23 protein-coding genes are annotated in these 24582 nt (G+C 62.9%); 11 read left to right on the top strand and 12 right to left on the bottom strand.

From position 1 onward, the window contains the following. Nucleotides 1–55: 55 nt before the first annotated feature. Genes OKB87_RS10875 through OKB87_RS10860 form a run of 4 tightly spaced genes read right to left on the bottom strand, consistent with a single transcriptional unit; the run spans nucleotide 56 to nucleotide 3268 of the window. Nucleotides 56–1219 carry a membrane protein gene (locus OKB87_RS10875; protein ID WP_024946015.1) on the bottom strand — a complete coding sequence of 388 codons (1164 nt, stop codon included), beginning with the start codon at nucleotides 1217–1219 and terminating at the stop codon, nucleotides 56–58. Then, the gene (locus tag OKB87_RS10870; protein WP_005303379.1) at nucleotides 1219–1590 is read right to left on the bottom strand and encodes a GtrA family protein; all 372 of its coding nucleotides are present in this window, start codon (nucleotides 1588–1590) and stop codon (nucleotides 1219–1221) included. Before OKB87_RS10870 ends, OKB87_RS10875 begins: the two co-directional genes overlap by 1 nt. After that, nucleotides 1587–2666: a glycosyltransferase family 2 protein gene (locus OKB87_RS10865; protein ID WP_270827416.1), complete on the bottom strand. Its 1080-nt coding sequence runs from the start codon at nucleotides 2664–2666 to the stop codon at nucleotides 1587–1589. The genes OKB87_RS10870 and OKB87_RS10865 overlap by 4 nt, the downstream gene beginning before the upstream one ends. A 56-nt stretch (nucleotides 2667–2722) precedes the next feature. After that, nucleotides 2723–3268 carry a hypothetical protein gene (locus tag OKB87_RS10860; protein WP_016349902.1) on the bottom strand — a complete coding sequence of 182 codons (546 nt, stop codon included), beginning with the start codon at nucleotides 3266–3268 and terminating at the stop codon, nucleotides 2723–2725. Nucleotides 3269–3594: 326 nt separating this feature from the next. Between OKB87_RS10860 and OKB87_RS10855 the strand changes: the two genes are divergently transcribed. From OKB87_RS10855 to OKB87_RS10840, 4 genes are all read left to right on the top strand, one after another. Further along, a complete protein-coding gene (locus OKB87_RS10855; protein WP_270827415.1) occupies nucleotides 3595–4365 on the top strand; it encodes a substrate-binding periplasmic protein in 771 nt (256 codons plus the stop codon). Between the two features lie 81 nt (nucleotides 4366–4446). After that, nucleotides 4447–5931 carry a L,D-transpeptidase family protein gene (locus OKB87_RS10850; RefSeq protein WP_017408576.1) on the top strand — a complete coding sequence of 495 codons (1485 nt, stop codon included), beginning with the start codon at nucleotides 4447–4449 and terminating at the stop codon, nucleotides 5929–5931. 150 nt (nucleotides 5932–6081) lie between these two features. Next, nucleotides 6082–6627 carry a DUF882 domain-containing protein gene (locus tag OKB87_RS10845; RefSeq protein ID WP_011705140.1) on the top strand — a complete coding sequence of 182 codons (546 nt, stop codon included), beginning with the start codon at nucleotides 6082–6084 and terminating at the stop codon, nucleotides 6625–6627. 92 nt (nucleotides 6628–6719) lie between these two features. Further along, nucleotides 6720–6971 (top strand): hypothetical protein, encoded by a 252-nt coding sequence (locus OKB87_RS10840; RefSeq protein ID WP_005303367.1) that lies wholly within the window; start codon nucleotides 6720–6722, stop codon nucleotides 6969–6971. A 93-nt stretch (nucleotides 6972–7064) separates the two neighbouring features. Here the strand turns inward: OKB87_RS10840 and OKB87_RS10835 are convergent, their stop codons facing one another. After that, nucleotides 7065–7679: a trimeric intracellular cation channel family protein gene (locus OKB87_RS10835; protein ID WP_011705141.1), complete on the bottom strand. Its 615-nt coding sequence runs from the start codon at nucleotides 7677–7679 to the stop codon at nucleotides 7065–7067. 142 nt (nucleotides 7680–7821) lie between these two features. Then, nucleotides 7822–8586 (bottom strand): sulfate transporter CysZ, encoded by a 765-nt coding sequence (cysZ, locus tag OKB87_RS10830; protein WP_011705142.1) that lies wholly within the window; start codon nucleotides 8584–8586, stop codon nucleotides 7822–7824. Nucleotides 8587–8695: 109 nt separating this feature from the next. Between cysZ and OKB87_RS10825 the strand changes: the two genes are divergently transcribed. The 3 genes from OKB87_RS10825 to ligA all read left to right on the top strand — a co-directional run bounded on the left by OKB87_RS10825 (nucleotide 8696) and on the right by ligA (nucleotide 15304). Next, the gene (locus OKB87_RS10825) at nucleotides 8696–12070 is read left to right on the top strand and encodes an AAA family ATPase (protein WP_270827414.1); all 3375 of its coding nucleotides are present in this window, start codon (nucleotides 8696–8698) and stop codon (nucleotides 12068–12070) included. Between the two features lie 15 nt (nucleotides 12071–12085). Further along, on the top strand, nucleotides 12086–13198 hold the full coding sequence (gene zipA / locus OKB87_RS10820) for a cell division protein ZipA (protein WP_270827412.1): 1113 nt from the start codon (nucleotides 12086–12088) through the stop codon (nucleotides 13196–13198). Nucleotides 13199–13297: 99 nt separating this feature from the next. Then, complete coding sequence (ligA, locus tag OKB87_RS10815) at nucleotides 13298–15304, top strand: NAD-dependent DNA ligase LigA (RefSeq protein ID WP_270827409.1); 2007 nt, start codon at nucleotides 13298–13300, stop codon at nucleotides 15302–15304. Nucleotides 15305–15377: 73 nt separating this feature from the next. Here the strand turns inward: ligA and OKB87_RS10810 are convergent, their stop codons facing one another. Beyond that, nucleotides 15378–16355: an ABC transporter substrate-binding protein gene (locus tag OKB87_RS10810; RefSeq protein ID WP_080708527.1), complete on the bottom strand. Its 978-nt coding sequence runs from the start codon at nucleotides 16353–16355 to the stop codon at nucleotides 15378–15380. A gap of 442 nt (nucleotides 16356–16797) precedes the next feature. Here OKB87_RS10810 and nrdD point away from each other — a divergent pair, with 442 nt between their 5' ends. The 4 genes from nrdD (at nucleotide 16798) to OKB87_RS10790 (ending at nucleotide 20293) form a co-directional block, all read left to right on the top strand. Continuing rightward, entirely contained in the window at nucleotides 16798–18915 is a 2118-nt protein-coding gene (gene nrdD, locus OKB87_RS10805) for an anaerobic ribonucleoside-triphosphate reductase (RefSeq protein ID WP_270827408.1), read from the top strand. 96 nt (nucleotides 18916–19011) lie between these two features. Beyond that, the gene (gene nrdG / locus OKB87_RS10800; RefSeq protein WP_270827407.1) at nucleotides 19012–19521 is read left to right on the top strand and encodes an anaerobic ribonucleoside-triphosphate reductase-activating protein; all 510 of its coding nucleotides are present in this window, start codon (nucleotides 19012–19014) and stop codon (nucleotides 19519–19521) included. 64 nt (nucleotides 19522–19585) lie between these two features. Beyond that, the gene (locus tag OKB87_RS10795) at nucleotides 19586–19756 is read left to right on the top strand and encodes a YqaE/Pmp3 family membrane protein (protein WP_005303354.1); all 171 of its coding nucleotides are present in this window, start codon (nucleotides 19586–19588) and stop codon (nucleotides 19754–19756) included. 144 nt (nucleotides 19757–19900) lie between these two features. Next, nucleotides 19901–20293, top strand: coding sequence for an energy transducer TonB (locus OKB87_RS10790; RefSeq protein ID WP_041217846.1), 393 nt, complete (start codon nucleotides 19901–19903; stop codon nucleotides 20291–20293). 31 nt (nucleotides 20294–20324) lie between these two features. Here the strand turns inward: OKB87_RS10790 and OKB87_RS10785 are convergent, their stop codons facing one another. The 5 genes from OKB87_RS10785 to slyA all read right to left on the bottom strand — a co-directional run bounded on the left by OKB87_RS10785 (nucleotide 20325) and on the right by slyA (nucleotide 24284). Further along, a complete protein-coding gene (locus OKB87_RS10785; protein WP_029303683.1) occupies nucleotides 20325–20684 on the bottom strand; it encodes an MliC family protein in 360 nt (119 codons plus the stop codon). Between the two features lie 127 nt (nucleotides 20685–20811). Beyond that, entirely contained in the window at nucleotides 20812–21573 is a 762-nt protein-coding gene (locus OKB87_RS10780) for a substrate-binding periplasmic protein (RefSeq protein WP_270827404.1), read from the bottom strand. Nucleotides 21574–21714: 141 nt separating this feature from the next. Further along, nucleotides 21715–22743, bottom strand: coding sequence for a DUF2955 domain-containing protein (locus tag OKB87_RS10775; RefSeq protein ID WP_011705154.1), 1029 nt, complete (start codon nucleotides 22741–22743; stop codon nucleotides 21715–21717). Between the two features lie 10 nt (nucleotides 22744–22753). Next, nucleotides 22754–23809, bottom strand: a complete 1056-nt coding sequence (locus OKB87_RS10770; RefSeq protein ID WP_016349913.1) for an HlyD family secretion protein — start codon at nucleotides 23807–23809, stop codon at nucleotides 22754–22756. 1 nt (nucleotide 23810) lies between these two features. Next, nucleotides 23811–24284, bottom strand: a complete 474-nt coding sequence (slyA, locus tag OKB87_RS10765) for a transcriptional regulator SlyA (RefSeq protein WP_010634735.1) — start codon at nucleotides 24282–24284, stop codon at nucleotides 23811–23813. Nucleotides 24285–24582: the final 298 nt, after the last annotated feature.

Raw genomic sequence — 24582 nt, 5'->3', positions numbered from 1 at the left:
GTCGCGCCCATAAAAAAGCCGGTCGATAGACCGGCTTGTTGCATTGCCACCTTCGTCACACGGTGAAGAACTTGAAGTTGACGAAGGCCACCGCGATGAAGGAGGCCACCATGCCGCTGATGCAGAGCACGGCCGGGCGAATGGCCGGCCAGCGATGGGTCAGCAGGATGATGGCCAGCATGGTCGGATAGAGGCCGAACATGTAGCGCGGCATGGCGTTGAGCCCCGTCATCAGCGGAATGGTGCAGCAGATGAACATCAGGGTCGCCTCGGCCCAGCGCTTCTGGCTGAACAGATAGAGGTTCAGAGCCCAGCCGAACATCACCATGATGGAGAGGTAGGATTTGCGTCCGCCCAGCTCGAAGCCGCTCAGCCACCAGTCCAGCGGGCTGTCCATGTAACGGCCCCAGGCCACCTGGATGTGCTTGAACGCCAGCGCGTCACCGGTGAGGTGATAGAGGTAGAACATGTAGGCGAACAGGCCGAGCGGGATCATCCAGAGGGTGAACACCACCTTGAAGGCGCGCTCGGTGAAGCGGAAGAACTCGCGCCAGCCGTAGGCCTGCAGCGCCAGGATCAGCACCGGGAACACCATCATCACCCCCAGGTTGCGGGTGGCGGAGATGAACACGCCGAGCAGTGCCACCATCAGCCACTGCTGGCGATAGGCGAACAGGAACATCCCCAGCATCAGCGCCATGAACATCGACTCGGTATAGCCGGAGACGAAGTAGGCGGAGAAGGGGGAGAAGGCGAGCAGCCAGACACCGAAGCGGGCGGTGTCGTCACCCAGCTTGAGCTGGCGCAGCACCAGCAGCATCAGCGGCAGGCTGATGAAGAACGCCAGGTTGGCCACCAGCATCAGGCCGATCAGACTCTCGACGTTGAGCAGGTTGGAGATGGTGCCGGAGATCATCGGGTAGAGCGGCATGAAGGCCCAGTTGGCCGCATTACCCTTGCTCAGCCAGCGCGGGTAGAGATCGTAGCCGTTCTCGATGATGCGCTGGAACCAGACGCAGTCGAACTGGCAATAGGCCTGCAGCGGGCCTATGTCGGGGGAGCCGTAGAGCTGCACGCCGAAATAGCCCATGCCGTAGAGGGCGGCCCGGCTCAGCACGAAGGCGGCAATGATCATCAGCCAGTCACGGCTGCTGATGGCCAGTGACGGGCGATAGGGGCCCGCATTGTCAGGGGTGATGGAGGTAGTCATGTCATTCATCAGGCAAATACCCAGATCCTGGAGAGGAGGTAGGTGAGCACGGTGACCGTCAGGGTGGCGATCACCACCGGCAACAGACCGGAAAGACCCGCAAACAGCAGACCGCTCAATATCAGGTTACGCACCGCCAGCGAGAAGAGGGCGACCAGCAAGAACTTGCTGGCGGCACCCTGTTTCTGGAAGGTGATGTAACGGTGACCGAAGAAGGAGAACCAGAAGGCGATGGCAAAGGCCAGCGTCGTCACCAGGTGCTCCGAGATAGTGGGCCAGGTGTGAAACAGGGCGATGGAGGTGCCCAGATCGACGAGGGTGGCCCCCCCGCCGACAAACCCGAAACGTACCAGCCGCCAGAATTCCTCGCGGGAGATCATTGAGAAGCCTGCTCCTGCTGGTCATCAGCGGCTTTCGCAGCAGCAGCCTTCTTGCCGGCGCTCTTCTTGCTGCCGGTGGCGGCATCCTGCTTCGGATCTTCATCCTGCTTCGGATCTTCATCCTGCTTGGCATACTGGCCGTATACCCCTTCGATGAGGTAGACGGGGCGCTGCTTCACTTCCACGAACATGCGGCCGATATACTCGCCGATGATGCCGAGCGACAGCAGCTGGATGCCACCGAGGAACAGCACCACCGACATCAGGGAGGCGTAACCCGGCACGTCGATGCCGAAGAAGACCACCTGAGTGACGATCTTGAGGATATAGAGGAAGGCAACGAAGGAGACGCCGACGCCGACGTAGCTCCATACCCGCAGCGGCCAGCTGGAGAAGCTCATCAGGCCGTCGAGGGCGAAGTTCCACAGCTTCCAGTAGTTGAACTTGGTCTCGCCGGCGTGGCGGGCGGGGCGCTCGTAGGGGACACCGACGGCGCGGAAACCGGCCCAGGCGAACAGCCCCTTCATGAAGCGGTTGCGCTCCGGCAGTTGCTTGATCGCCTCGACCACCTTGCGGTCGATCAGGCGGAAGTCACCGGCGTTCTCCGGCAGCTTGGTGCTGGTGGAGAGGGCGTTGAAGAAGCGGTAGAAGCCGCCGGCGGTGAGGCGCTTCATCGGGGTGTCGGCGCTGCGGTCCACCCGGATGCCGTAGACGGTGTCGTAGTCACCGGTCTGCCACAGCTTGACGAATTCGAGAATGAGTGCGGGCGGATCCTGCAGATCCACGTCCATCGGCACCACGGCATCACCCTTGGCGTGATGCAGGCCGGCGGTCATGGCTGCTTCCTTGCCGAAGTTGCGGGCCAGGTTGACCAGGGTGACGCGCGGGTCGCGGGTGATGGCCTGCTCGACCACCTCACGGGTGCGGTCGCGGCTGCCGTCGTTGACGAATACAATTTCCAGCTGATCCTTGAGCGGCGCCAGTTCGTTATCTATCGCGTTGATGAAGGCATCTATGCTCTCTTCCTCGTTGTAAACGGGAACGATCAGAGAGAGTCGAAAATCGGCATGCGACATGAAAACTTCCTTATTTGGAAAATTATTTTATAAAACAGCGTATTGGAGAATACGTCTTATTGGGCGACGGTCAAGCGCACCGACTGGACATTGAGCGGCGTCGGGGCGGAGAGCGCCAGAAAGTTGGGACGTTTGGGGTCCGAGGTCAGCGACTCGCCCGGCAGGCTGAGACGGATCTCGTTGATGCCGGCCTTGGCCAGCTTGACAGTGGTGGTGAAATCGTGACCCAGTGCCACCTTGAGCAGAGCACCGGCCTGCGGGCTGTTGACCCGGGCCTGGATGGTCAGCTGTTCCGGCTGCGCCTGCTGCTTGGGCAGCACGAAGTAGAGGCCGCCCTGGCCGCTCAGTTCGGTGCCGTCCGCACTCGGTTTCTTGGCCCAGCCTTCGCTGGAGAGGAAACGGCTCGGCTTGGTCAGATTGAGCTCGTTGCCAGGCTGGTAGGTCATACTGGAGTTGTGCTCCCAGAAGCGGGTCTTGCCTTCCAGGTAATAGAGCTTGTAGGCCAGGCTCACGTTGGGGTGGGCGGCCAGGTAGAGGGTATAAAGGTAGAAACCACTCAGCGCCATGATGGCGGTCAGAAAACCAAACTTTTTGTACGTCATATCACTCTCTGCGCCTCACGGTTTGTAGGCTGATTTCGCGCATATGCTAATCCAATTGCAAAAAAAGCATAGTGGATCACAAAAATATATTTGGTCACATATTAACCCCTTTCCGGCCGGTGTTCCAAATGTTGCTGTTCCCGTATTTTACCTGCCCTGGCGAGCCGGAGATCCGGCGCAGGCCGGGGGCATTTCAGGCCCGGCTCCGACAAGCATAAACGAGGGCGCCGCTCACTCGGTCGGGAGCCTGCATCGCTGTGGCAGGATCTGTCGCCATTTTGCCTAGGCCGATTTATGATGGCGTATCACGCAGTCAAGGATGACCCATGAAGCTGAAACTCTGCTGCTGGATGCTCTGCTTGCTGGCGCCGCTGGCCTCGGCAAACAGTCTGTGTCCCTCGCCCTTGCGGGTCGGTTTTGACAACTGGCCGCCTTATCACTATTACGACGGCACGGCGGCCGGGCAGAAGGAGCTGCGTGGCTTTGCCGTCGAGGCGCTCACCGCCATGCTCAAGCGGCTCGACTGCAAGGCCAGCTATGTGGAGATGCCCTGGAAGCGGGTGCTGCATGGTCTGTCGCTGGGCTCGGTCGACATCGCCATGGAGGCCTATTTCAACGAGGATCGCGCCCGCTATGCCTGGTTCTCTGATGCCTACAATCCGGGCCGCAGTGCGCTCTGGATTCGCAAGTCATCCTCCTACCCTGAAACCGATCTGGCCAGCTGGCTGGCCAGCGGCCATACCCTGGGCATTACCAAGGACTACTACTATGGGGCCGAGATCAGCGAGTTGTTGCGCCGTTATGCCGCTCAGGTGAGCGTGGTCAATGACGAGCAAAACTATGGCAAGCTGGTACTGGGGCGCATCGACGGCTTTCTCGGTGATGTGCTGGCCACCCCCTGGGGCCTGAAGGAGGAGGGGCTGGGCGATCTGATCGTCCCCCACACCATGGCCGTATATGAAGCGCCGACCTTCTTCATGTTCAGCAAGAAGCGGCTGTCACCCGAATTTGTCAGTGCGTTCAATCGCGAGCTGGCTGAATTTAAAGCAACAAATGAGTATGACATTATCTGGCGGCGCTACGCGCCCGCCAGCTAGTAAAGTCGCGGGCATTCACGCATCATGAGCGCCTTGACCGCCGGGTCTGACAGGCTGAAGTGAACCGATCTTGAGGTAAGCATGGGGAAGAAGTATTGGCTGGCATTGGCAAACCTGATCTGGCTGGGCTGCTGGCCGGCGGCCATGGTACAGGCCAGCGAGGGCCAGGTGGTGGTAAGCAATGCTGCGATGCAGCACGACTGGTATCAGAACAGCACGGCGGAGCAAGCCAGGCGTGAGCTGGAGCTGCAGCTGCAGGAAGCCGTGCTGGCCCAGTTGCACCCGGATTTTTACACGCTCTGGAAGAAGCTGCAGGCCAAGCCGGCGGATCAGCGTGGTGCCCTCTATGACGAGGCGTTCGGCAAACTGGCCCGGTTCCAGCAGGCGTGGCGTGCCATGGATCTGGTCTCCCGTGAGCAGATGCAGACCCTCAAACTCAACCTCAGCAAGCCGCTGGCCCACGAGCCGGCCGGCGACAACCTGCTGGAGCAGGTCAGGCAGCTCAGACCCCAGGTCGCGGAATATGACGCGGTGCGCGAAGAAGTGCGCAAGCTGCTGGCGCTGCCCATGGCCAAGAAGTGGCCGACCCTGACCATGCCGACCCTGCGGGCCGGTGAAGTCTCCCCGGAGCTGGGCCAGATCCGCTCCATCCTCAACGAGCTGGGCGACACGGCCCCGCGCCATGACGATGCCACCTACGACGCCGAGACCCTGCAGGCCGTCAAGCAGTTCCAGCGCCGCCACGGCCTGACTGCCGACGGCATCATAGGCCGGCAGACCCGCAGCTGGCTCAATACCGGCCCCGAGGTGCGCGCCAGCCTGCTGCTGCGCAACCTGTGGCGACGTGACCTGGTGGATCAGCTCTCCGGCGCCCGCTACGTGCTGGTCAACATCCCCGACTATCGGCTGAGCGTGGTGGAGTCTGGCAACGAGGTATTCACCAGCCGGGTGATCGTGGGCAAGGAGCAGCGGGCGACCCCGATCCTCGCCAGCGAGATCCGCTCCATCGTGCTGAACCCGGCCTGGCACGTGCCGCGCTCCATCCTGAGCAAGGACATTCTGCCCAAGCTGGGACGGGATCCCGCCTACCTCAATCGCGAGCAGTTCGAGGTGATCGACGGCGAGGGTAATCCGGTGCAGTTTACCGAAGAGGGTTGGCAGCAGGCGCTGGCGTCCGGCTTCCCCTACCGGCTGCGGCAAAAGCCGGGTGATCACAACGCGCTGGGTCGCTACAAGTTCTATCTGCCCAACAATGAGGCCATCTACCTCCACTCCACCCCGCGCAAGGCGCTGTTCGAGCAGGGCGCGCGCGCCTTCAGCTCAGGCTGCATCCGGGTGGAGCATGCCGACGATCTGGCCGAGCTGCTGCTGGCGGACTCCCGCTATCAGCCGGACAAGGTGGCCAGCATCCTGAAAGAGACCCAGACCAAGTGGCTGCCGCTGACCACCCCGATCCCGGTGTTCACCGTCTACTGGAGCAGCTGGATCGACGAGGATGGACGTCAGCAACTGCGCAACGACATCTATGGATTTGATCGAGTCAGCTACCAGAGTCGCTTGCTGTGATCCTCGCCACAGAGTGAAAAGCCCGGCCTGCGCCGGGCTTTTTCATGGCCCCTTGCGGTTTGACAGCGGCCGGCTCGGCGGGTAGTTTCAAGCGCCTGTATCAAATTCATTCAACGGTTTCACCTCAACATAGCGATGGACGGACAAGGGATGCTTGATCAAGAGATAAGCCGACGTCGCCTGCTGCTGGGTGCCGGTTGCCTGCTGGGGGGCTCGCTGCTGTCCTTCCCCGCCATGGCGAGCCGCAGTACGGCAGGACGTGAACTCAGTTTCTTCAATCTCAATACCGGCGAGCGGGTGCGCGCCAGCTATTGGGAAGACGGCCGCTACCTGAAAGACGGGCTGGCCGAGCTCAACCACATCTTTCGCGACTACCGTCGCAACGAAGTGTTCAACATCGACCGCAAGCTGTTCGACCAGCTCTACCTGCTGCAGCACAAGCTGGGTCGCCACGGTGAAATCCAGCTCATCTCGGGCTATCGCTCGCCCGTGACCAATCGCCAGAAACGCAGCCGCAGCCGCGCCGTGGCCAAGCACAGTTACCATACCCTGGGACAGGCGGTGGACGTGCGCATTCCCGGAGTACAGCTGGCGCATCTGCGCAAGGCGGCGCTCCATCTCAAGGTGGGTGGCGTCGGTTACTACCCGAGCGACAACTTCGTGCACCTCGACACCGGGCCCGTGCGCAGCTGGTAACGGCCGGCTGCTGGCCACAGCTGCCCGGCGGGTGACTGGTCAGCGGGGTGGCCGAGCTGGTAGGCTCTGGACACCATGCAGAGGAGAACCAGATGAAACATATTTTGCTTGGCGGGCTGATTGCCCTGCTGCTGACCGGTTGTGGCAAGCTCAACCGTGAAAACTACGACAAGCTCAAGATGGGGATCAGCTACGCCGAGGCGAGCAGCATCCTCGGCAAGGCCGAGCGTTGTGACGATGCGCTGGGGACCACCAGCTGCATCTGGGGCGACGAGGGCAAGAACATCAAGATCCGTTTCATCGCCGACAAGGCGACCTTCTTCAGCTCGGAAGGGATCAACTGAGGCAGCCATAGCCCGGTTGCCATACAAAAAAGCGCCTGACCGGCGCTTTTTTGTTGGCTGCAATCCGTACCGGCTTGCCAGAAGCTGGCGCGCTCAGTGCGTGGCGTACTGGTAGTGGAAGGTTGGCAGCCCCCACTTGAAGCGCACCGCCAGGAGCCGCAGCACGAAACCGATGCCGATGGCACCGAAGGCGGCCCAGTCGTTGGGCAGGCCCTGATCCAGTGCAAGGCAGTAGATGGCGGCCGTCACCAGCGAGATGGCGGCATAGAGCTCGCGGCGAAACACCAGCGGAATGCGCTGGCAGAGCAGGTCTCTGAGCACGCCGCCGAAGGCCCCCGTCACCACCGCCATGATGCAGGCGATCCCGGCGCCGTGGCCCATCTCCAGCGCCCTTGCCGCGCCGAAGATGGAGAAGACCACCAGCCCCAGGGCATCGAGCGCCATGAACAGCTTGCCGAGGTAGCGCATCAGCGGCGCCGAGATGACGCCGGCCATGGCCGCGCCGGCGACCAGCAGCACATACTCCGGGTGTTCGACCCAGAGCAGGGGGTAATGGCCCAGCAGCACGTCGCGAATGGTGCCGCCCCCGATGGCGGTCGCCGATGCGATGATCACCACGCCAAACAGATCCATCCGTCGCCGGCCCGCGGCCAGCGCGCCTGTCATCCCTTCGGCCACCAGGCCCAGCAAGAAGAGTGCATGTAACATGAGATATCCCAGGGTGCGAGAAAGCCCCGCATCCTATCAACTCGCGCTATAGGGGACAAGCAATGAAGGCTATGCATTATTTTTTATAATGCAAAAATGAAGCGGGGCTCCCAAGGGAGCCCCGCTGTCACCACCAACCGGCTCAGCGTCTGAGCTGTTCGGCGCGGTAGTGATCGACCCACATGGCGGTGGCGCCGCAGATGGCCACAGGCATCACGAACAGGTTCACCACCGGGATGGCGGAGAAGAGGGTGACCAGGGCGCCGAAGCTCAGGCACTTGCCGCGCCGCTGCTTGAGGGCATCGCGCATGGTGATGAAGTCGATCTTGTGGTTGTCGAACGGATAGTCGACGTACTGGATCGCCATCATCCAGGCGCTGAACAGGAACCAGAGCACCGGTGCCAGGGTCTGGCCCACCACCGGAATGAGGAACAGGATCAGGCAGCCGATGGCCTTGGGCAGGTAGTATTTGAGCTTGGTCCACTCGCGGCCGAAGGTGCGCGGTACATCTTTGACGATGTCCAGCATGCCGGTATCGCTGACGGTCTCGCCGGTGAGGGCCTGTTCCACTTTCTCCGCCAGCAGGCCGTTGAAGGGGGCTGCTATCCAGTTGGCCACCGAGCTGAACAGGAAGGAGAAGACCACCAGGATGGTGATGAGAGCGATGGGCCAGAGCAGATAGTCAAGCCAGTCGAGCCAGCTTGGGATCTGCTGGTGCAGCCAGCCGAACAGGCCATCCAGCTGCAGCAGCAGGGCGTAGAAGGCGCCGGCAAACAGCACGAAGTTGACCAGCAGGGGGATCAGCACGAAGGTGCGGATGCCGGGCTGGCGAATGAGCGAGAAGCCGCGCAGGAAGTAGTCTGCGCCGCTGATCGAGTCTTTTACCATACGGGGTGAGTGGCTCATCTGAGCTCCATCTGTTCATGGGAAACTGCCTGCATATTACAAACAAGCTTTTGATTTGGTAAAGTCGCCTGCCCGCCTCCTCTTTATTTCGTTACCCACATAGGCCGCCATGCGTCTGAAATTGATCAAACTCGCCGGTTTCAAGTCGTTTGTCGAGCCGACCCGCATCGAGCTCAACGCCGACATGACCGCCGTGGTGGGCCCCAACGGCTGCGGCAAATCCAACGTCATCGACGCCGTGCGCTGGGTGCTGGGGGAGAGCTCCGCCCGCCATCTGCGCGGCGAAAACATGACCGACGTCATCTTCAACGGCTCCGTCAACCGCAGTGCCCACGGCCGTGCCTCGGTCGAGCTGGTGTTTGACAATCCCCACAACCGGGTGCCCGGCGAGTTTGGCCGCTTTACCGAGATCTCGGTGCGCCGCGAAGTGCTGCGCGATGGCTCCAACCACTACCAGATCAACGGCCAGAAGTGCCGCCGCAAGGACGTGACCGACCTCTTCCTCGGCACCGGCCTCGGCCCGCGCAGCTACGCCATCATCGAACAGGGCACCGTCAGCCGGCTGGTGGAGTCCCGCCCCGCCGATCTCAAGCTGTTCATGGAAGAAGCTGCCGGGGTCTCCCGCTACAAGGAGCGGCGCCGCGAGACCGAGCAGCGTATCCGTCATACCCAGGAGAACCTGGAGCGCCTCGGTGACATCCGCGGCGAACTGGGCTCGCGCCTCGAGCATCTCAAGGCCCAGGCCGAGACCGCCGAGCGCTACAAGCAGCTCAAGAGCCGTTCGCGCGCCGCCCGCGCCGAACTGATCGGCTCGGAACTGTGGGCGCTGGAGACGCGCCTCGGCGAGGCCAAGACCGAACTGGCCCAGGCCGAACAGGCACTGGCGGCACTCGATGCCAAGCGCACCGCTGACGAGGGGCGTCACGTCACTCTGTCGGTGGCCCGCCAGGAGGCGCAGGCCGAGCAGGCCAGCCGCCAGCAACAGATTTTTCTCGGCGGGCAGGCCATCGCCCGTCTCGAGCAGCAGCAACTGCACCAGAGCGAGCTGGGCCGCGACTGGCAGGCAAGGCGGCAAGCCCTGGGCGAGCGCATCGAGGGGCTCAAGGCCCAGCTGGCCAGCCAGCTGGAACAGCTGAGCGAAAGCACGTTGCAGGGCGAGGTCGCATCGGCGCGCCTCGAGCAGTGTGAGCAGTTGCTTACCGACCAGCAGAGCGTGCGGGCGGCAGCGACCGAGCGGCTCGAGCAGGCGCGCCAGCACCAGCAGCAGTGGCAGCAGCAGCTGGGGCTGTTACAGGGGCGGCTCAACCAGACCCGCGCCGAGGTGAACGGTCTGCAGGAGCTGCAGGCCAAGACCCGGCTGGCCCGTCTCAAGCTGGAAGATGAACAGGCCGGGCCCCTCGGCGGGGAAGGGGAGAACCTGCAACCGGCGCTCGATGCGCTGGCGGTGGAGCTCGCGCTCTCCCGCGCCTGCCATGAGGAGTCCGAAGCGGCGTGGCAGGCCGCCGTGGCTCGCCACGAAGCACTCAAGGCAGAGCAGGGTCACCAGCAGGGCTTGCTGCGCGAGCTGGAGGCTCGCCTCGCTACCCTGGATCAGATCCTGGGGGAGCAGATGGCGGGCGCCACCCTGGCGGATCGGCTGCAGGTGCCCCCCGAGTGGGCCCGGGGGCTGGACAAGGTGCTTGGCCGCTGGCTCACCGCCACCCCGGCGGATGAGTGCAATCTGACGCAATCCGGGCTCTGGATCGGCCCGGCCCAGCCGGCGGTTGCCGGTACCCTGGCGGCGCAGCTGGGCGGCGAGCACATCCCTTCCTTCCTCAATACCATCTGGCTGGTGGAGAGCCGGGAGGCGGCATTGGCCCGCCAGCCGAGCCTGGCGCCCGGTGAGTCGCTGCTCACTCCTGCTGGCGACTGGTTTGGTCCCAACTGGGCGGATCTGGGGGAGGGCATGGCCCTCGGTACCCTGGCGCTGCTCGGCGAACGTGAGCGGTTGCACACCGAGCAGAGCGCAGGTCGGCAGGCGCTGCACCGGCGCGATGAGCAGCTTGCCGCCGCTGACGCGACGCGGGCCCAGTTGCACGGCGCCCATGAGCTGGCTCAGCGTACCCTGCGCGAGCAGGAGCAGCAGTGGCAGCAACTGCGCGAAGCCTGGAGCCTGCGCGAGGGGCAGCGGCAGGAGCGGTTGCAGCGCCTCGGTCAGCTGGGGGAAGAGCTAGCTCGACTGGCACAAGAACAGGCCGAGGAGGCCGAGCGGCTGGCGTCGGCCGGGGAGCGGCTTGAGCAGGGCGAGGCGGCCCTTGGCGAGCTGCAGGAGCAGGGCGAGGCGCTTGCCGAGGCGCTGCTGCTCGCCCAGGAGCAGGTGAGCGGGGCGGAGCGGGCACTGGAGGAGGCGCGCCTGCGCCGGGAGCAGCAGCAGGCAGCCTGCCAGAGGCTGCAACTGGAGCAGCAGAACCTGCGCCAGCTCATCGCCCTGCGCGAACAGGAGCTGGCCCGCCTCGGGCTGGAGCTGGCCGAGCTCAAGGAGCCGGGCGCTGCGCCGGGTCAGGATCTGTCGCCCCTGCTGGCCGAGCAGCGCAATCTTGAGGCGCAGCAGCTCGCCTGTCATCAGCGGCTTGCAGAACTGGAGCGTCAGCTGACCGAGCTGGAGCAGGCCAGAAGCGCCGATCACAAGCAGCTGGTGCAAATTCAGGAGAAACTGGCGACCCTGCGCCTTGAGCGTGAACGCAACCTGACGCGCCGGCAGGGGCTGCACGAGCAGTTCGAAGAGCTGGGCGTGCGGCTGGTGGATCTCGATCAGGCAGTGCTGATTGCCGCTGACCGCGGCAAGCTGCGCCAGGAGATCCAGACCCTGGAGGCACAGGTGGAGGCACTTGGCGCCATCAACCTGGCGGCCCTCGAGGAGTATGAAGAGGCGAAAACCCGCTCAAGCTACCTGGAAAACCAGTGCCAGGATCTGGAGCAGGCGCTGGAAACCTTGAGCCAAGCCATTAAAAGAATTGATAAAGAGACACAAATACGGTTCCGGGATACTTTCGATAAGGTCAATGAAGATTTAAAATCCCTCTTTCCGAAAGTGTTCGGGGGGGGCTGTGCCTGGCTTGAGCTCACCTCCGATGATCTTTTGGAGGCCGGAGTGAGCATCATGGCGAGACCTCCGGGTAAGAAGAATGCTACCATTGCCCTGCTTTCCGGGGGGGAGAAGGCGTTAACCGCACTTGCGCTGGTTTTTGCCATCTTCAGACTCAACCCAGCACCATTTTGTCTGCTGGATGAGGTGGATGCACCGCTCGATGAAGTGAACGTCGGTCGCTTCTGTTCTCTTGTCAAAGAGATGTCGAGCACAGTACAGTTCGTTTACATCAGTCATAATAAGGTCTCCATGGAGATGGCTGAGCAGCTGGTTGGCGTCACGATGCAAGAGCCCGGGGTTTCGCGCATAGTGTCGGTCGATATCGGTGAAGCCGTCGCTTTGGCTGAGCAAAACTAGAAAGAGAAGCAGCTAATGCAGGAATTGCGTTACATCTTGGTTGCCCTGGGCGGTATTGCCATCGCGGCATTGCTCATTCACGGGTTGTGGAGCAACAGAAAGAATCGTCAGGCACCGATCAAAGAGAAACCTCTGGGCCGGATGGAATCCAAATCACGGGATCGTGACAACGACGCCTTCGACAGCGATGGCATCGGTCAGGTGCGAGTGGTCAGCGGTGGCCGTCGTGCCGAGCCCAAACTCCACCATGATGAGCCACGCCAGCCGGAAGTCAGCCGTCGTGCGCCTGCGCCCGCCTTCGATGATGAAGATGACGACGCCGATCTGCCGCCGCCCGTGGTACGCAAGCCTGCCGCCCGCCCCGTGCCGCCGCCCCCCGTCTATGAAGAAGACGAGGAGGAGTTCGAGGCGCCGGTCGCCGCAGCCGTCGAGGAAGTGCCTGCCGCGCCGGTGCGCAAGCCCGCCCAGGTCATTCGCCGTACCCCGGTCCACCGTTCCCGTCCCCAGCGCGAGCCGCTGCTGCAACCGCTGGACGAAGAGCCGCTGGTCGAGCCCGCCTACGCGACCGCACCCACTTTCGGTGCCCGCGAGCCGGCGCCGGTCGCCGCTCCCGAATACCAGGCGCAGCCCCGTCATGCAGTCCCCGAGCCTGCCTACGAGGAGCCCGTCTATGAAGAGCCGGTGCGTGCCGCGCCGGTCGAGAAGATCTGGCAGGATGTCTATGTCATCAACTTGATGGGCCGTCCGGGTCATGATCTGCAAGGGGCTACCCTGCTCTCTTCCCTGCTGGCGCTGGGCTTCAAGTTTGGCGAGATGGATATTTTCCACCGTCACGAAGATCCGAACGGCAAGGGAGAAGTGCTCTTCTCCATGATCAACATGGTCAAGCCGGGCACCTTCAACCCGTACCGGATGGAGCAGTTCGCCACCCCGGGCGTGTCGCTCTTCATGCAGCTGCCGCTGCGCAGCAATGCTGCGTTTGCCTTCGAGGACATGCTGCAGGCCGCCGATCAGCTGGCCAGCGATCTCGATGCCATGCTGACGGATATGGATCGCAGCCCGCTGAGCGACGAGACCATCGCCCGTTACCGGCATGAGCTGGCCGCCTACGAGGCCAGTCGCGACTAATACGCCATGCGGGTCGAATGAATAAAAAGTGCGGTACCCAGGTGCCGCATTTTTATTGGTCCGCTGGCCGGTTTTTCCATCACACTTCGAGACTTTTTCATGAGCGATATCCTCTCCCGCCACCGTCAACTGTGTGAGCTGCTGATCGAGTACGGTCATCAGTACTATGTGCTGGACAACCCCACGGTGCCGGACGCCGAATACGATCGGCTGATGCGCGAGCTGATCGCGCTGGAAGCCGAGCACCCCGAGCTGAAGACGCCGGCCTCGCCGAGCGTGCGGGTGGGCGGCCAGCCGCTGACCGCCTTCAAGCAGGTGCGCCACGAGATCCCCATGCTGAGTCTGGACAACGTGTTCAGCGGCGAGGAGCTGCAGGCCTTCGAGCAGCGCATGCGCGATCGCCTCAAACGGGAGGTGAGCTTTACCTTCTGCTGCGAGCCCAAGCTGGACGGTCTGGCGGTGAGCCTGCTCTATGTGGATGGCCAGCTGGTGCAGGCCGCCACCCGGGGCGATGGCACCACGGGCGAGGAGATCACCGAGAACGTGCGCACCATCAATGCCATTCCCTTGTCCCTGCGCGGCGAGGGCTGGCCGGCCCGGCTGGAGGTGCGTGGCGAGGTGTTCATGCCCAAGGCGGGGTTCGAGGCGATGAACGCCAAGGCGCTGGCCGCCGGCGAGAAGGTGTTCGTCAACCCGCGCAATGCCGCCGCCGGCAGCTTGCGCCAGCTCGACTCGCGTATCACCGCCAGCCGCCCGCTGGCCTTCTACGCCTATGGCGTGGGGGTGGGCGGCGAGCAGCTCGGTGGCTCTCACTTTGGTCGCCTCAATCAGCTCAAAGTGTGGGGGCTGCCGCTCAGCCCTGAAGTGAAGCTCAAGGAGGGGGTTGCCGGTTGCCAGGCGTTCCACGACGACATCCTGGCGCGCCGTAGCGAGCTCCCCTACGAGATTGACGGCGTGGTCTACAAGGTGGATGCCATCCCTCTGCAGGAGGAGCTCGGCTTTGTGGCCCGCGCCCCGCGCTGGGCCACCGCCCACAAGTTCCCGGCCCAGGAGGAGATGACGGAGCTTGAGAACGTCGAGTTCCAGGTCGGCCGCACCGGCGCCGTGACCCCGGTGGCCAAGCTCAAACCGGTGTTTGTCGGCGGCGTCACCGTCTCCAACGCCACCCTGCACAATGCCGACGAGATTGAGCGCCTTGGCGTGATGATCGGCGACACCGTGATCGTGCGCCGGGCCGGGGACGTGATCCCGCAGATCGTTGCGGTGGTCGAGGCGCAGCGCCCGGCGGATGCCCGCGCGATCCTGTTTCCGACCGAGTGCCCGGTGTGTGGCTCGGCGGTGGAGCGGCTGGAGGGAGAGGCGGTGACCCGCTGCTCCGGCGGCCTGTTCTGCGAGGCGCAGCGCAAGGAGGCGATCAAGCACTTCGCCGCCCGCCGTGCCATGGACGTGGATGGCCTCGGCGACAAGATAGTGGAACAGCTGGTGGACAAGGGGCTGGTGAAAACCCCGGCGGACTTGTTCAGCCTCAACGCCATTCAGCTGGCCGGGCTCGAACGGATGGGGCAAAAGTCGGCCCTCAATCTGGTGGCCGCCATCGATGCGGCCCGCAGCACCACCCTGCCCCGCTTCCTGTTTGCGCTGGGGATCCGCGAAGTGGGGGAGGCGACCGCCTTGAACCTCGCCAACCACTTCCTCACCCTGGACGCCCTGCGCGCCGCCTCGGTGGAGCAGTTGCTGGAAGTGGCCGACGTGGGGGACATAGTGGCCAAGCATGTCTACTACTTCCTGCGCCAGCCTCACAACATTGAGGTGCTGGAGGCCCTGCTGGCCGCCGGCATCCACTGGCCGGCCATCGAGAAGAAGGAGGCAAGCGAGCAGCCTTTTGCCGGCAAGACCTTCGTGCTGACCGGCACCCTCACCACCCTGTCGCGCAACGACGCCAAGGCGGCGCTGCAGGCGCTGGGGGCCAAGGTGGCGGGCTCGGTGTCGGCCAAGACCGATGTGCTGGTAGCGGGGGAGGCGGCAGGCTCCAAGCTGGTCAAGGCCCAGGAGCTCGGCATCACGGTCTGGAGTGAAGAGGAGCTGCAACAGGCGTTGCAGGGCTGAGTCGCTCACGCAGAAAGAGAAACAAAGAACCCGGCATGGCCGGGTTCTTTGTTATGGGGGCACTGATCAGCGCTCAATCGCGCCAGAGGATCTTGTAGCGCCACTTGTCGGGCAGGGTGAGCTGCCAGCGGGCCAGCTCGCTCTTGCTGAACACATACTCGCCACGCAGGGCGGCGCGCGGTGCCAGGGTTTTGGGCTGGGCACCCGCCAGGATGGCGTTGACCAGCTCGGCCGCCTTGGCCCCCTGATCGCGGCCATCCAGCACCAGGCCACCGATGGCCTTGCCCTTGCCCACCGAAAACTCCCAGAAACAGAACAGCGGCACCGGGCTGTGGGCGCTGGTCCACTCCAGCAACTTGTTCTCATCCACATGACGGCCCTGTTCATCGCTGAGGGTGTGGTAGAGGCCGATGAAGATGGCTTCATAACCACTCTGCTTGGCATTGAGCACGGCCTCCTGCCACAGGCTGTAGTCGCCGATGAGCTGGCTGTTGACCCGGGTCTGGCCGACCCGCAGCTCGGTCTGGGTCTTGAATTCATCCTCGATGGCGGTGAGCGCCACGTTGCTCGAGTCAAACAGCACCAGTGCCTTCTTGATCCCCCCCATCAGCTGGCTCATCTCGCTGATGTTGCGTTTGAGCAGGGGGCGCTCCAGCACGCCGGTGATCTTGGGGTGGCCGACCAGCCCCTTGTGGCGCGGGTTCTCGTTCATGCCGAGAAACACCACAGGGGTGCCGAGGGAAGCGATGTCGCTGGCCAGGTAGTTGATGGCGTTGTCATCGCCGAGCACCACCAGATCCGGTTTCACCTGGCGATAGTAGGCGAGCGCCTGCTCGGCTATCTGATCAAACTCCTCGGCGGGGCGGCGTTTGGTATCCATGTAGAAGTGGCTGATGTGGTGGTCTCCCTTGAGGTTGGCGGCCAGGCTGGCGTTGTAGCTCTGATCCCACAGGTATTCGGGATGGTAGCTGCTGATCACCAGAATCTCGGCTGCCCACAACCGCAACGGGAGGGCACACAGCAGCAGTAGCAGCAATAGCGGGTTGGTCATGTCGCTTCCCATCGAACAAGAGGAGTTGTCATTCATTATGTCCATCTTGGTGCAAACCTGTCCCGGTCAATTACTGTCGGAAGGGAAATCTTTTTCCCTCTGGCCGGTATCGGGCGCCAGCCCGCATCAGGCTTGAATTGGGTCTTGTATGGGGCCGTTTGTGACTGGTCGGGAACTGCGCCACTCGCCTCAAAACCTGTTCTGGATCAAGAAATACGGTCACGCTTTGGTGCCTAATAGACACCACATATAGGGCCGCATTCGTTTTTAATCCCTATATGTTGTGTTGTTAAGCTGTGTACAAGCTGTTCCCTTCTCATCGTCAGCCCTGGCTTGTCAAGCCTCGGCTGAATTTATTTGCGCCGAGGACGAGGTGTGGAGGAGGGGGCCAAACAAGGGTAAGCCGAGGGCGAGAGCCTGGCGTTTTTAACGGGGAAAATCCATGAAACCGGTTGTGATCAAACGTGATGGATGTCGCGCACCATTCAATGCCCAGCTGATTGCCGAGGCGGTGGGCCGAGCGGCAGAAGCGGTCAATCAGGCCAGTCCGGCGCTGGCCGAGCGCATTGCCGCCGCCGTCACCCAGGAGCTGGAAGGACGAGGGGAAGTGGACATCCACGAGATCCAGAACCGGGTCGAGAACCACCTGATGGCTTCCGACGACAAGGCCATCGCCCGTGCCTACATCGAATACCGTCACGATCGGGATCAGGCTCGCGAGGCCCGCGGCCGGCTGGCCCAGGAGATCCGCGGCCTGGTGGAGCAGACCAACGCGGCCCTGCTCAACGAGAACGCCAACAAGGATTCCAAGGTGATCCCGACCCAGCGTGACCTGCTGGCGGGCATCGTTGCCAAGCACTACGCCACCAGCCACATGCTGCCCCGCGATGTGGTGCAGGCCCACGAGAGCGGCGATCTGCACTTCCATGATCTCGACTACTCCCCCTTCTTCCCCATGTTCAACTGCATGTTGATCGACCTGAAGGGGATGCTGACCCACGGCTTCAAGATGGGCAACGCGGAGATCGACACTCCCAAGTCCATCAGCACCGCCACCGCGGTCACGGCCCAGATCATCGCCCAGGTGGCGAGCCACATCTATGGCGGCACCACCATCAACCGCATCGACGAAGTGCTGGCCCCCTATGTGACCATCAGCTGGGAGAAACACCGGGAAGTGGCGCTGGAGTGGGGCATCAGTGATGTGGACGCCTACGCCATGGCCCGTACCGAGAAGGAGTGTTATGACGCCTTCCAGTCGCTGGAGTACGAGGTCAACACCCTGCACACCGCCAACGGTCAGACCCCGTTCGTCACCTTCGGCTTTGGCCTCGGCGACAGCTGGCAGTCACGCCTGATCCAGCGCGCGATCTTGAGCAACCGCATCGCCGGCCTTGGCAAGAACAAGAAGACCGCCGTGTTCCCGAAACTGGTGTTCGCCATCAAGGATGGCCTCAACCACAAGCAGGGCGATCCCAACTACGACATCAAGCAGCTGGCGCTGGAGTGTGCCTCCAAGCGGATGTACCCGGACATCCTCAACTACGACCAGGTGGTCAAGGTGACGGGCTCCTTCAAGACTCCCATGGGTTGCCGCTCCTTCCTCGGTGCCTACGAGGAGCACGGCGAGCTGATCCACGAAGGGCGCAACAACTTAGGCGTGGTCAGCCTCAACCTGCCGCGCATCGCCCTGAAATCCCGCGATGAAGCGGACTTCTGGGACAAGCTGGACGCCGCCTTGCGGGTAGCCAAGACAGCACTGATGTACCGCATCAAGCGCCTCGACGGGGTCAAGGCCCGGGTCGCGCCCATCCTCTACATGGAAGGGGCCTGCGGGGTGCGTCTGAAGGCGGACGACAATGTCAGCGAGATCTTCAAGCACGGTCGCGCCTCCATCTCCCTTGGCTACATCGGGGTACACGAGACCATCAATGCCCTGTTTGGCGATCAGGTGCACCTGTTTGACAGTGCCGAGCTGCAGCAGAAGGCCATCGCCATCATTGCGCGGCTCAAGGCGGCCACCGACGAGTGGAAGGAGGAGACCGGCTACGGCTTCAGCCTCTACTCCACCCCGAGCGAGAACCTCTGCTCGCGCTTCTGCCGCATCGACGCCAAGGAGTTTGGCGTGGTGGCGGGGGTGACCGACAAGGGCTACTACACCAACAGCTTCCACCTCGACGTGGAGAAGCAGGTCAATCCGTACGACAAGCTGGACTTCGAGGCGCCCTATCCGCCCATCGCCAGCGGCGGCTTCATCTGCTACGGCGAGTACCCCAACATCCAGCACAACCTGGAAGCGCTGGAGAACGTCTGGGACTACAGCTATGACAAGGTGCCCTACTACGGTACCAACACCCCCATCGACGAGTGCTACGACTGCGGCTTCGCCGGCGAGTTTGAGTGCACCTCCAAGGGCTTTACCTGCCCGCGCTGCGGCAACCACGACCCGGCCAAGGTGTCGGTGACCCGCCGTGTCTGCGGCTACCTCGGCAGCCCGGATGCGCGCCCCTTCAATGCGGGCAAGCAGGAAGAGGTGAAGCGTCGCGTCAAACATATGTAAGTGCGGTAACGATGAAACGCTGGCCCCTGTTGCAAGGGGCCATTTTCATGGGGTGGCGACCGTTTGCACACCCATGAAGGAGGCAGGAAACAAGCGATGCACTACCACCAATACTACCCGGTCGATGTGATCAACGGCCCCGGCACCCGCGCCACCCTGTTCGTCTCGGGCTGCGAACATCAGTGCCCAGGCTGCTACAACCAGAGCACCTGGCGGCTCGATGGCGGCAAGCCATTCGATGAGGCGATGAGCGATCGCGTCATCGCGGATCTCAACGACACGCGTATCAAGCGGCGCGGACTGTCGCTCTCCGGCGGCGATCCGCTCCACCCCGCCAACGTGCCCCACGTGCTGGCGCTGGTGAAACGGGTACGCGCCGAGTGCCCCGGCAAGGATATCTGGTGCTGGACCGGCTATCTGCTTGGCGAGCTCAGCCCGGCCCAGCGCGAGCTGGTGGCCTTGCTGGACGTGCTGGTGGATGGCAAGTTCGAGAAGGCCCTGGCGGATCCCGGCCTGCTCTGGCGCGGCAGCAGCAATCAGGTCATCCACGACCTCAACGCCTGGCGGGAAGGGGGTGAGCGCATTCCCTGTCTGGTTTGCAGTTGAAGCCAGGGATGTTTATGGTTAGCCCATTGCTATCCCTGTGACATCGTTGACGAGGAAATCCGAGATGAACAATCTGCTCAAGATCCTGCTGGCCATCTTTCTGCCCCCGGTCTGTGCCTTTCTTCAGGTGGGCTTCAGCCTGCATTTTCTGATCAATATAGTGCTGACCCTGCTCGGCGGCCTGCCCGGCATGGTGCATGCGCTCTGGCTGGTGGTCAGCGACAAGCGCGGCTGACGCTGAGCCGCTTTGCCAAAAGCCAACCCGATGGGGCTGGCTTTTTTTATGCTGCTCAAACGGGTTCCGATTGTTACAGTAATGGGCCGGTAACCCTGCCGGAGAGGGGTGACCCCTCTGATCTGACTCAACAAGGAGTGTTGAATGGGTTTGAAGGTCTTGCTGCTGGGCACCGTGCTCGGCCTGCTGGGGGGCTGTGCCAGCCCCAGTCCCACCGTGAAACTGAACCAGCCGCCGCTGGAGGTAACCATGGCGGAGCTTGGCAAATATTGGGTGCAGGATGGCGAGGTGCCCCCGTTTGAACCGGTGGGCGGCGCGCCAGCCAAGCGACCCGTCAAGGGCTATGTGGAGATCCGTTATCTCATCGACTCCAACGGCAATCTGTTCAGCCCAGAGATTGTGGCCTCGGAGCCGCCCGGGGTGCTGGACCTGATCGCCCTGTCGGGGCTGGCCAAGACCCGCTATCGCGTGTCGGAGCAGAACCCGCAGGCCATTCCGGTGCGAGTGGTGGGTCGCTACGAGATTGAAGTGGAGTAATGAGCAACCCCGGTCTGGCCGGGGTTGTTGTTTACTGCTGCTTGCAGTCGTTGTAGACGCTCTGCCACTCGCCATCCTTGTCGCGCATCTCGACAAAGCCTTCATCTCCCTTGTTCCACCAGACGGCCTCATGGTCGTCGGTGTAGCGGGCGCCGGAGGCGGAAACGCTCTGCGGCAGGGTGTAGTCCTTGCCATCTGGCAGCGCCAGCTTGACGAAGTTGAGGCTCTGATCGGAGAGGGCGAAGTAGCGTACCTGCACCCGTTGGCCCTGTTCACACAGATAGGTGACGGGGTCGCCACCGGTCACGCTCAGGGTGCCGGCACCGCGTTCGCAGCCGCTCAGCAGGGTCAGGCTCGTGATGCCCAGCAGCAGAAGGTTGGCGTGCTTCATGTTGATTCTCCATCGGTGTCATCCGGGCGTGATCCTAACAGCTTGCCAAAGGGGCGCAATGCACCTCGACCCGGCTTGCGTCGATATGCGTCCATGGGCGTCAAAAGAAGCGCTAATGAGCTGCGGCTCAATGCAGGCCGAGTCTGGCCTCGAAGGCGCGTACCAGCGCCTCGTAAGTGCCGTTGTTGCGGATCTTCTGCAGCCCCTCCTCGAAGCGCTTTGCCATCGCCTCGCCCTGGGGATGGGCGCGAGAGAAGGCGAGCCAGAAACCGTCGGTGGAGATCTTGCCCACCTTGACCACCTTCCCGCTCAGCTGTTTTTGCTGGATCTTGAGGTAGCCCGGCATCTCGTTCATCAGGATGTAGTCGACCCGGCCGCGCACCAGCATCTCGATGATCTGGGCGTCGGACTTGGCCTGGAAGCGGGTGATCCTGGGGTTTTCCATGAAATCGGTGGGGTAGGTGTAGCCAAGGGTGATGCCCACCGTCTTCTGTTCCAGCGAGGTGAGCTTGAGATCCCGGCGCGGTTCGCGGGCCAGAGCGAAGATGGCGAGATCCTCCTCGAACATGGGGGTCTCGTGCCAGAAGTACTGGTAGCGGTTCTCCTCGGTGATGGTGGCATCGAAGCAGCCGAGCACCTTGTCGCTGCGTGCCTCGTACATGCAGCGGGCGAAGGGGATGGTGCGAAACTCGACGTCGACCCTCTCGGCGGCAAAGGCCGCCTTCACCAGCTCTGGGGCCAGCCCCTGCGGCTGACCGCTCTGCTTGTCGAGGGCGCAGTAGGGGGCCCAGTCATCCTCGGCGGCAATGAGCACCTGCTCTGCCTGGGCACAGGTCATCCCCAGCAGCAGAGTGATTGCCAACCAGTGGATGTATGCTGCTCGTGCCATGGCCTCTCTCCTGTTGCCGACTGCCCTAGCAAGCATAGTTGCTGGGGCTGGCCGCAGGTGCCGCCAAACGGGAGACAAAAAAACGCCCCGGTAGGCATAGCGGGGCGAAAGGCAGCACATCCTTGAGCTAACAACAGGGGGTCAATAACCGAACCGAGTGGCCTCGAAGCGGTTAAGCAGTCGGTGGATGAGGTAACAGGCCAGCAGGGTGGCGACGATGGCAAACAAGATGCTGCTGACCCGGTAGAGGGCGCTGAACACCAGATCGTTGCCCGGCGTCAGGTATTGGCCGAACAGGATGCCGAGGGTGGTGAGGGCGCCGAAGCCGACCCCGGAACCGCTCGCCTCCTTCACGTGGGCATGGCTGAACAGCATGGCGCCGAGCCAGAGCATGGGGGCGACCAGCAACAGCAGTCCCGACCAGTCGTAGAGCACCAGCTGGCTGACCAGGCCAAAACTCACCCCGAGCAGAGTGCCCATGGCCCGTTTGCGGGCATAGCTCAGGGCGCCGTCCCAATGCATGGGGAAGAGCACCAGCAGGGTCGTGGCCTGGGCCGACATGGAGTCCCGCAGATCGAAGATCTGGAACACCATGAAGGAGAGGGTGGCGATGCTGGCGCCAAGCAGCGCCTCGTGCCGCATCCGGTGCGGTGCCTTGGGGGAGGGGGCCGGTTTGGGGCGCTCCTCTACGTCCGGGATCAATGCCGTCATCAGGTAGGCGATGAGCACCGACAGCACGCTGGCCCACAGGTTGCTGAAGATGAGGTCGTTGAGATCGGTCTGCGGGTAACTGGCAAAGTGCAGCATGATGCTGAGACTCAACACCCCGTTGGCACCGAACAGGAACAGGCTGCCCCGTGACATGGCGGCGAAGCGGTAGAGAAACAGCAGGAAGGCGATGGGAACCATCAGACCGGGATGGCCGCCAAACAGCCCCCCCAGCAGCCCCACTTCCAGCCCGCAGACCACGGCGGCGGCGATCAGCTGGCGGGCGGCATGGCCGTTCATCACCGGCACCATGCCCAGCAGCAGCACCGGCGTGACGGTGTAGAAGACGCCGTAGTTCCAGCCGAACAGTTTGCAGAGCAGAAAGCCGGTGGTGCTGCCAAAGGCGATGCGCAGGCATTGGCGCAGTTCGTTGGCGGTGAGGGGCCTGTGCCATAGCGTCATTGCCGTCACCTCAGTAGATGTAGTGCAGCAGGCTGAGCAGGCGGATCTGGGCGCGGGCCAGCAGTCCGGTCAGGGCGTTGTCGGGCAGCAGTTGCACGGTGGCGCGGGCACCGGCCGGCAGATGAGCGGGCAGCTGCTCCAGCGCCAGGTGCAGGCGCAGACGCTGGGCGTCGCGCACCCAGCGATCCGACTCGGTGGGGCTGGCCAGGAGGCCGTTGGCATCGAACTGGCCGGCGCTGACCCCGGCATCCAGGCTGGTGACCCGGGCCGGATAGAGGCGACCCGGCTCGCCATCGAAGGCGACCAGTGCCTGGCTGTCCTGATTGACGTGGCGCAGGCTCTTCTCGCGAAAATCGGCGATCACGTCCACCTGCTCGGAGACCAGCGCCAGCAGCGGTGCACCCGCCGCGGCGAAGCTGCCCGGCTTGAGCTGCAGGTTGGTGATGATGCCGTCCTGGCTGGCGTGCACCCGGCTGTAGGCGAGGTTGAGCTCGGCCTGGGCGAGGCGGTTGCGGGCCTGGCGCAGCAGCAGGTTGTCGTCGCCGGGCAGACCGCGGTTGACCCTGGCCTGGGTCATGCGAGCCTTGCTGGCCAGCAGGTTGGCCTGGGCGGTGCGAAACGCGCTGTCGGCGTCATCCTTCTGCTGTTCGGAGACCATGTGGCGGCGATAGAGGGCATCGATGCGCTCCGCTTCCCGCAGCTTGAGGGCCGCCTGGGTCTGCAGCGAACTGAAGTCGGCGCTGGCGGCATTGAGGGTGGCATCGAGCTGGCGATTCTGCTGTTCGGCCTGGGCCAGGGCGAGACGGGCCTGCTCCACCGCCAGCTCAAAGGGGGCGGGATCGAGCACGAACAGCAGGTCGCCCTGCTTGACGTGCTGGTTGTTGCCGACGGCCACCTCGACCACCTTGCCGCTGACCTGGGGCGCCATCTTGGTCACGACGCGGGTCGCCATGGCTTGCGGGGTGAGCGGCATCTTGAGGTCGGCCAGCAGGAAGTAGGCAAAGACCAGTACGAAGGCGCCCATGGCCCATTTTATCCAGCGTTTGAATTGTTGATCCGGGGTCATTTCACTCTCTCTCTTCACTCTGTGCACCTATCTTGCCGAGGGCATTGGCACAGATGCGGTGCACGATATCTTCAAACTGTTCCAGCTCCCGCTGGCTGATGCCGGCGAGCAACTCCCGGCGTATCTCCATGATGCGATCTTCAATCTGGTCGAGCAGCGCCTTGCCGGCCGGGGTCAGGGTGACGATGCGGGCCCGCTTGTCCTGACTGCAGCAGTGGCGCTCCACCAGTCCCTGCTCTTCCAGCTGGCCCAGGGTGCGCATCAGGGAGGGCAGTTCGATCTCCAGCGCTTCGGCCAGGGTCTTCTGGCTGAGGTGGCCACCGAGCCGGCTCAGCTTCCACAGCGCCGTCCAGCGGGGATGGGTGAGGCCGAGGGGGGCCAGCTCGAGATCGGCCACGGTGCGCCACAGCCGATGTAGCCGGCCGACCCGTTCGGCGAGGGACAGCTCGCGCAGCATTTCCAGATCCTTCATCATGAGGCTCTCCATTTACTTAGCTTGCTAAGCATTGTAGTTGTTTAGCAGGCTAAGTAAATAGTGTGATCGCGATCTTGTTTATGAAAATTGGAGGTAGGTTTCTTGTGGAGCTTGCTTGTTGGGTTTGAACGTCCTGTTGGCAGCCACCCGTGTCTGCCGTGAGCCAATTTGGGTGAATCATTCCCGCCATGGGGCGGTGAAATAACCAAATCATGTCACCCATCGTGCTGAAAATAGCCTTGGAATAGCCATGGCCGATCATGTTGGTGGCAGAAAAATATTATCTGAATTCGGCAGG

Origin of the sequence: Aeromonas sp. Y318-1 (assembly GCF_027706125.1) — a bacterium.
In the GTDB taxonomy this organism is placed as follows: Bacteria; Pseudomonadota; Gammaproteobacteria; order Enterobacterales; family Aeromonadaceae; genus Aeromonas; species Aeromonas hydrophila.
This window is presented reverse-complemented; position numbering and strand designations above follow the sequence as displayed.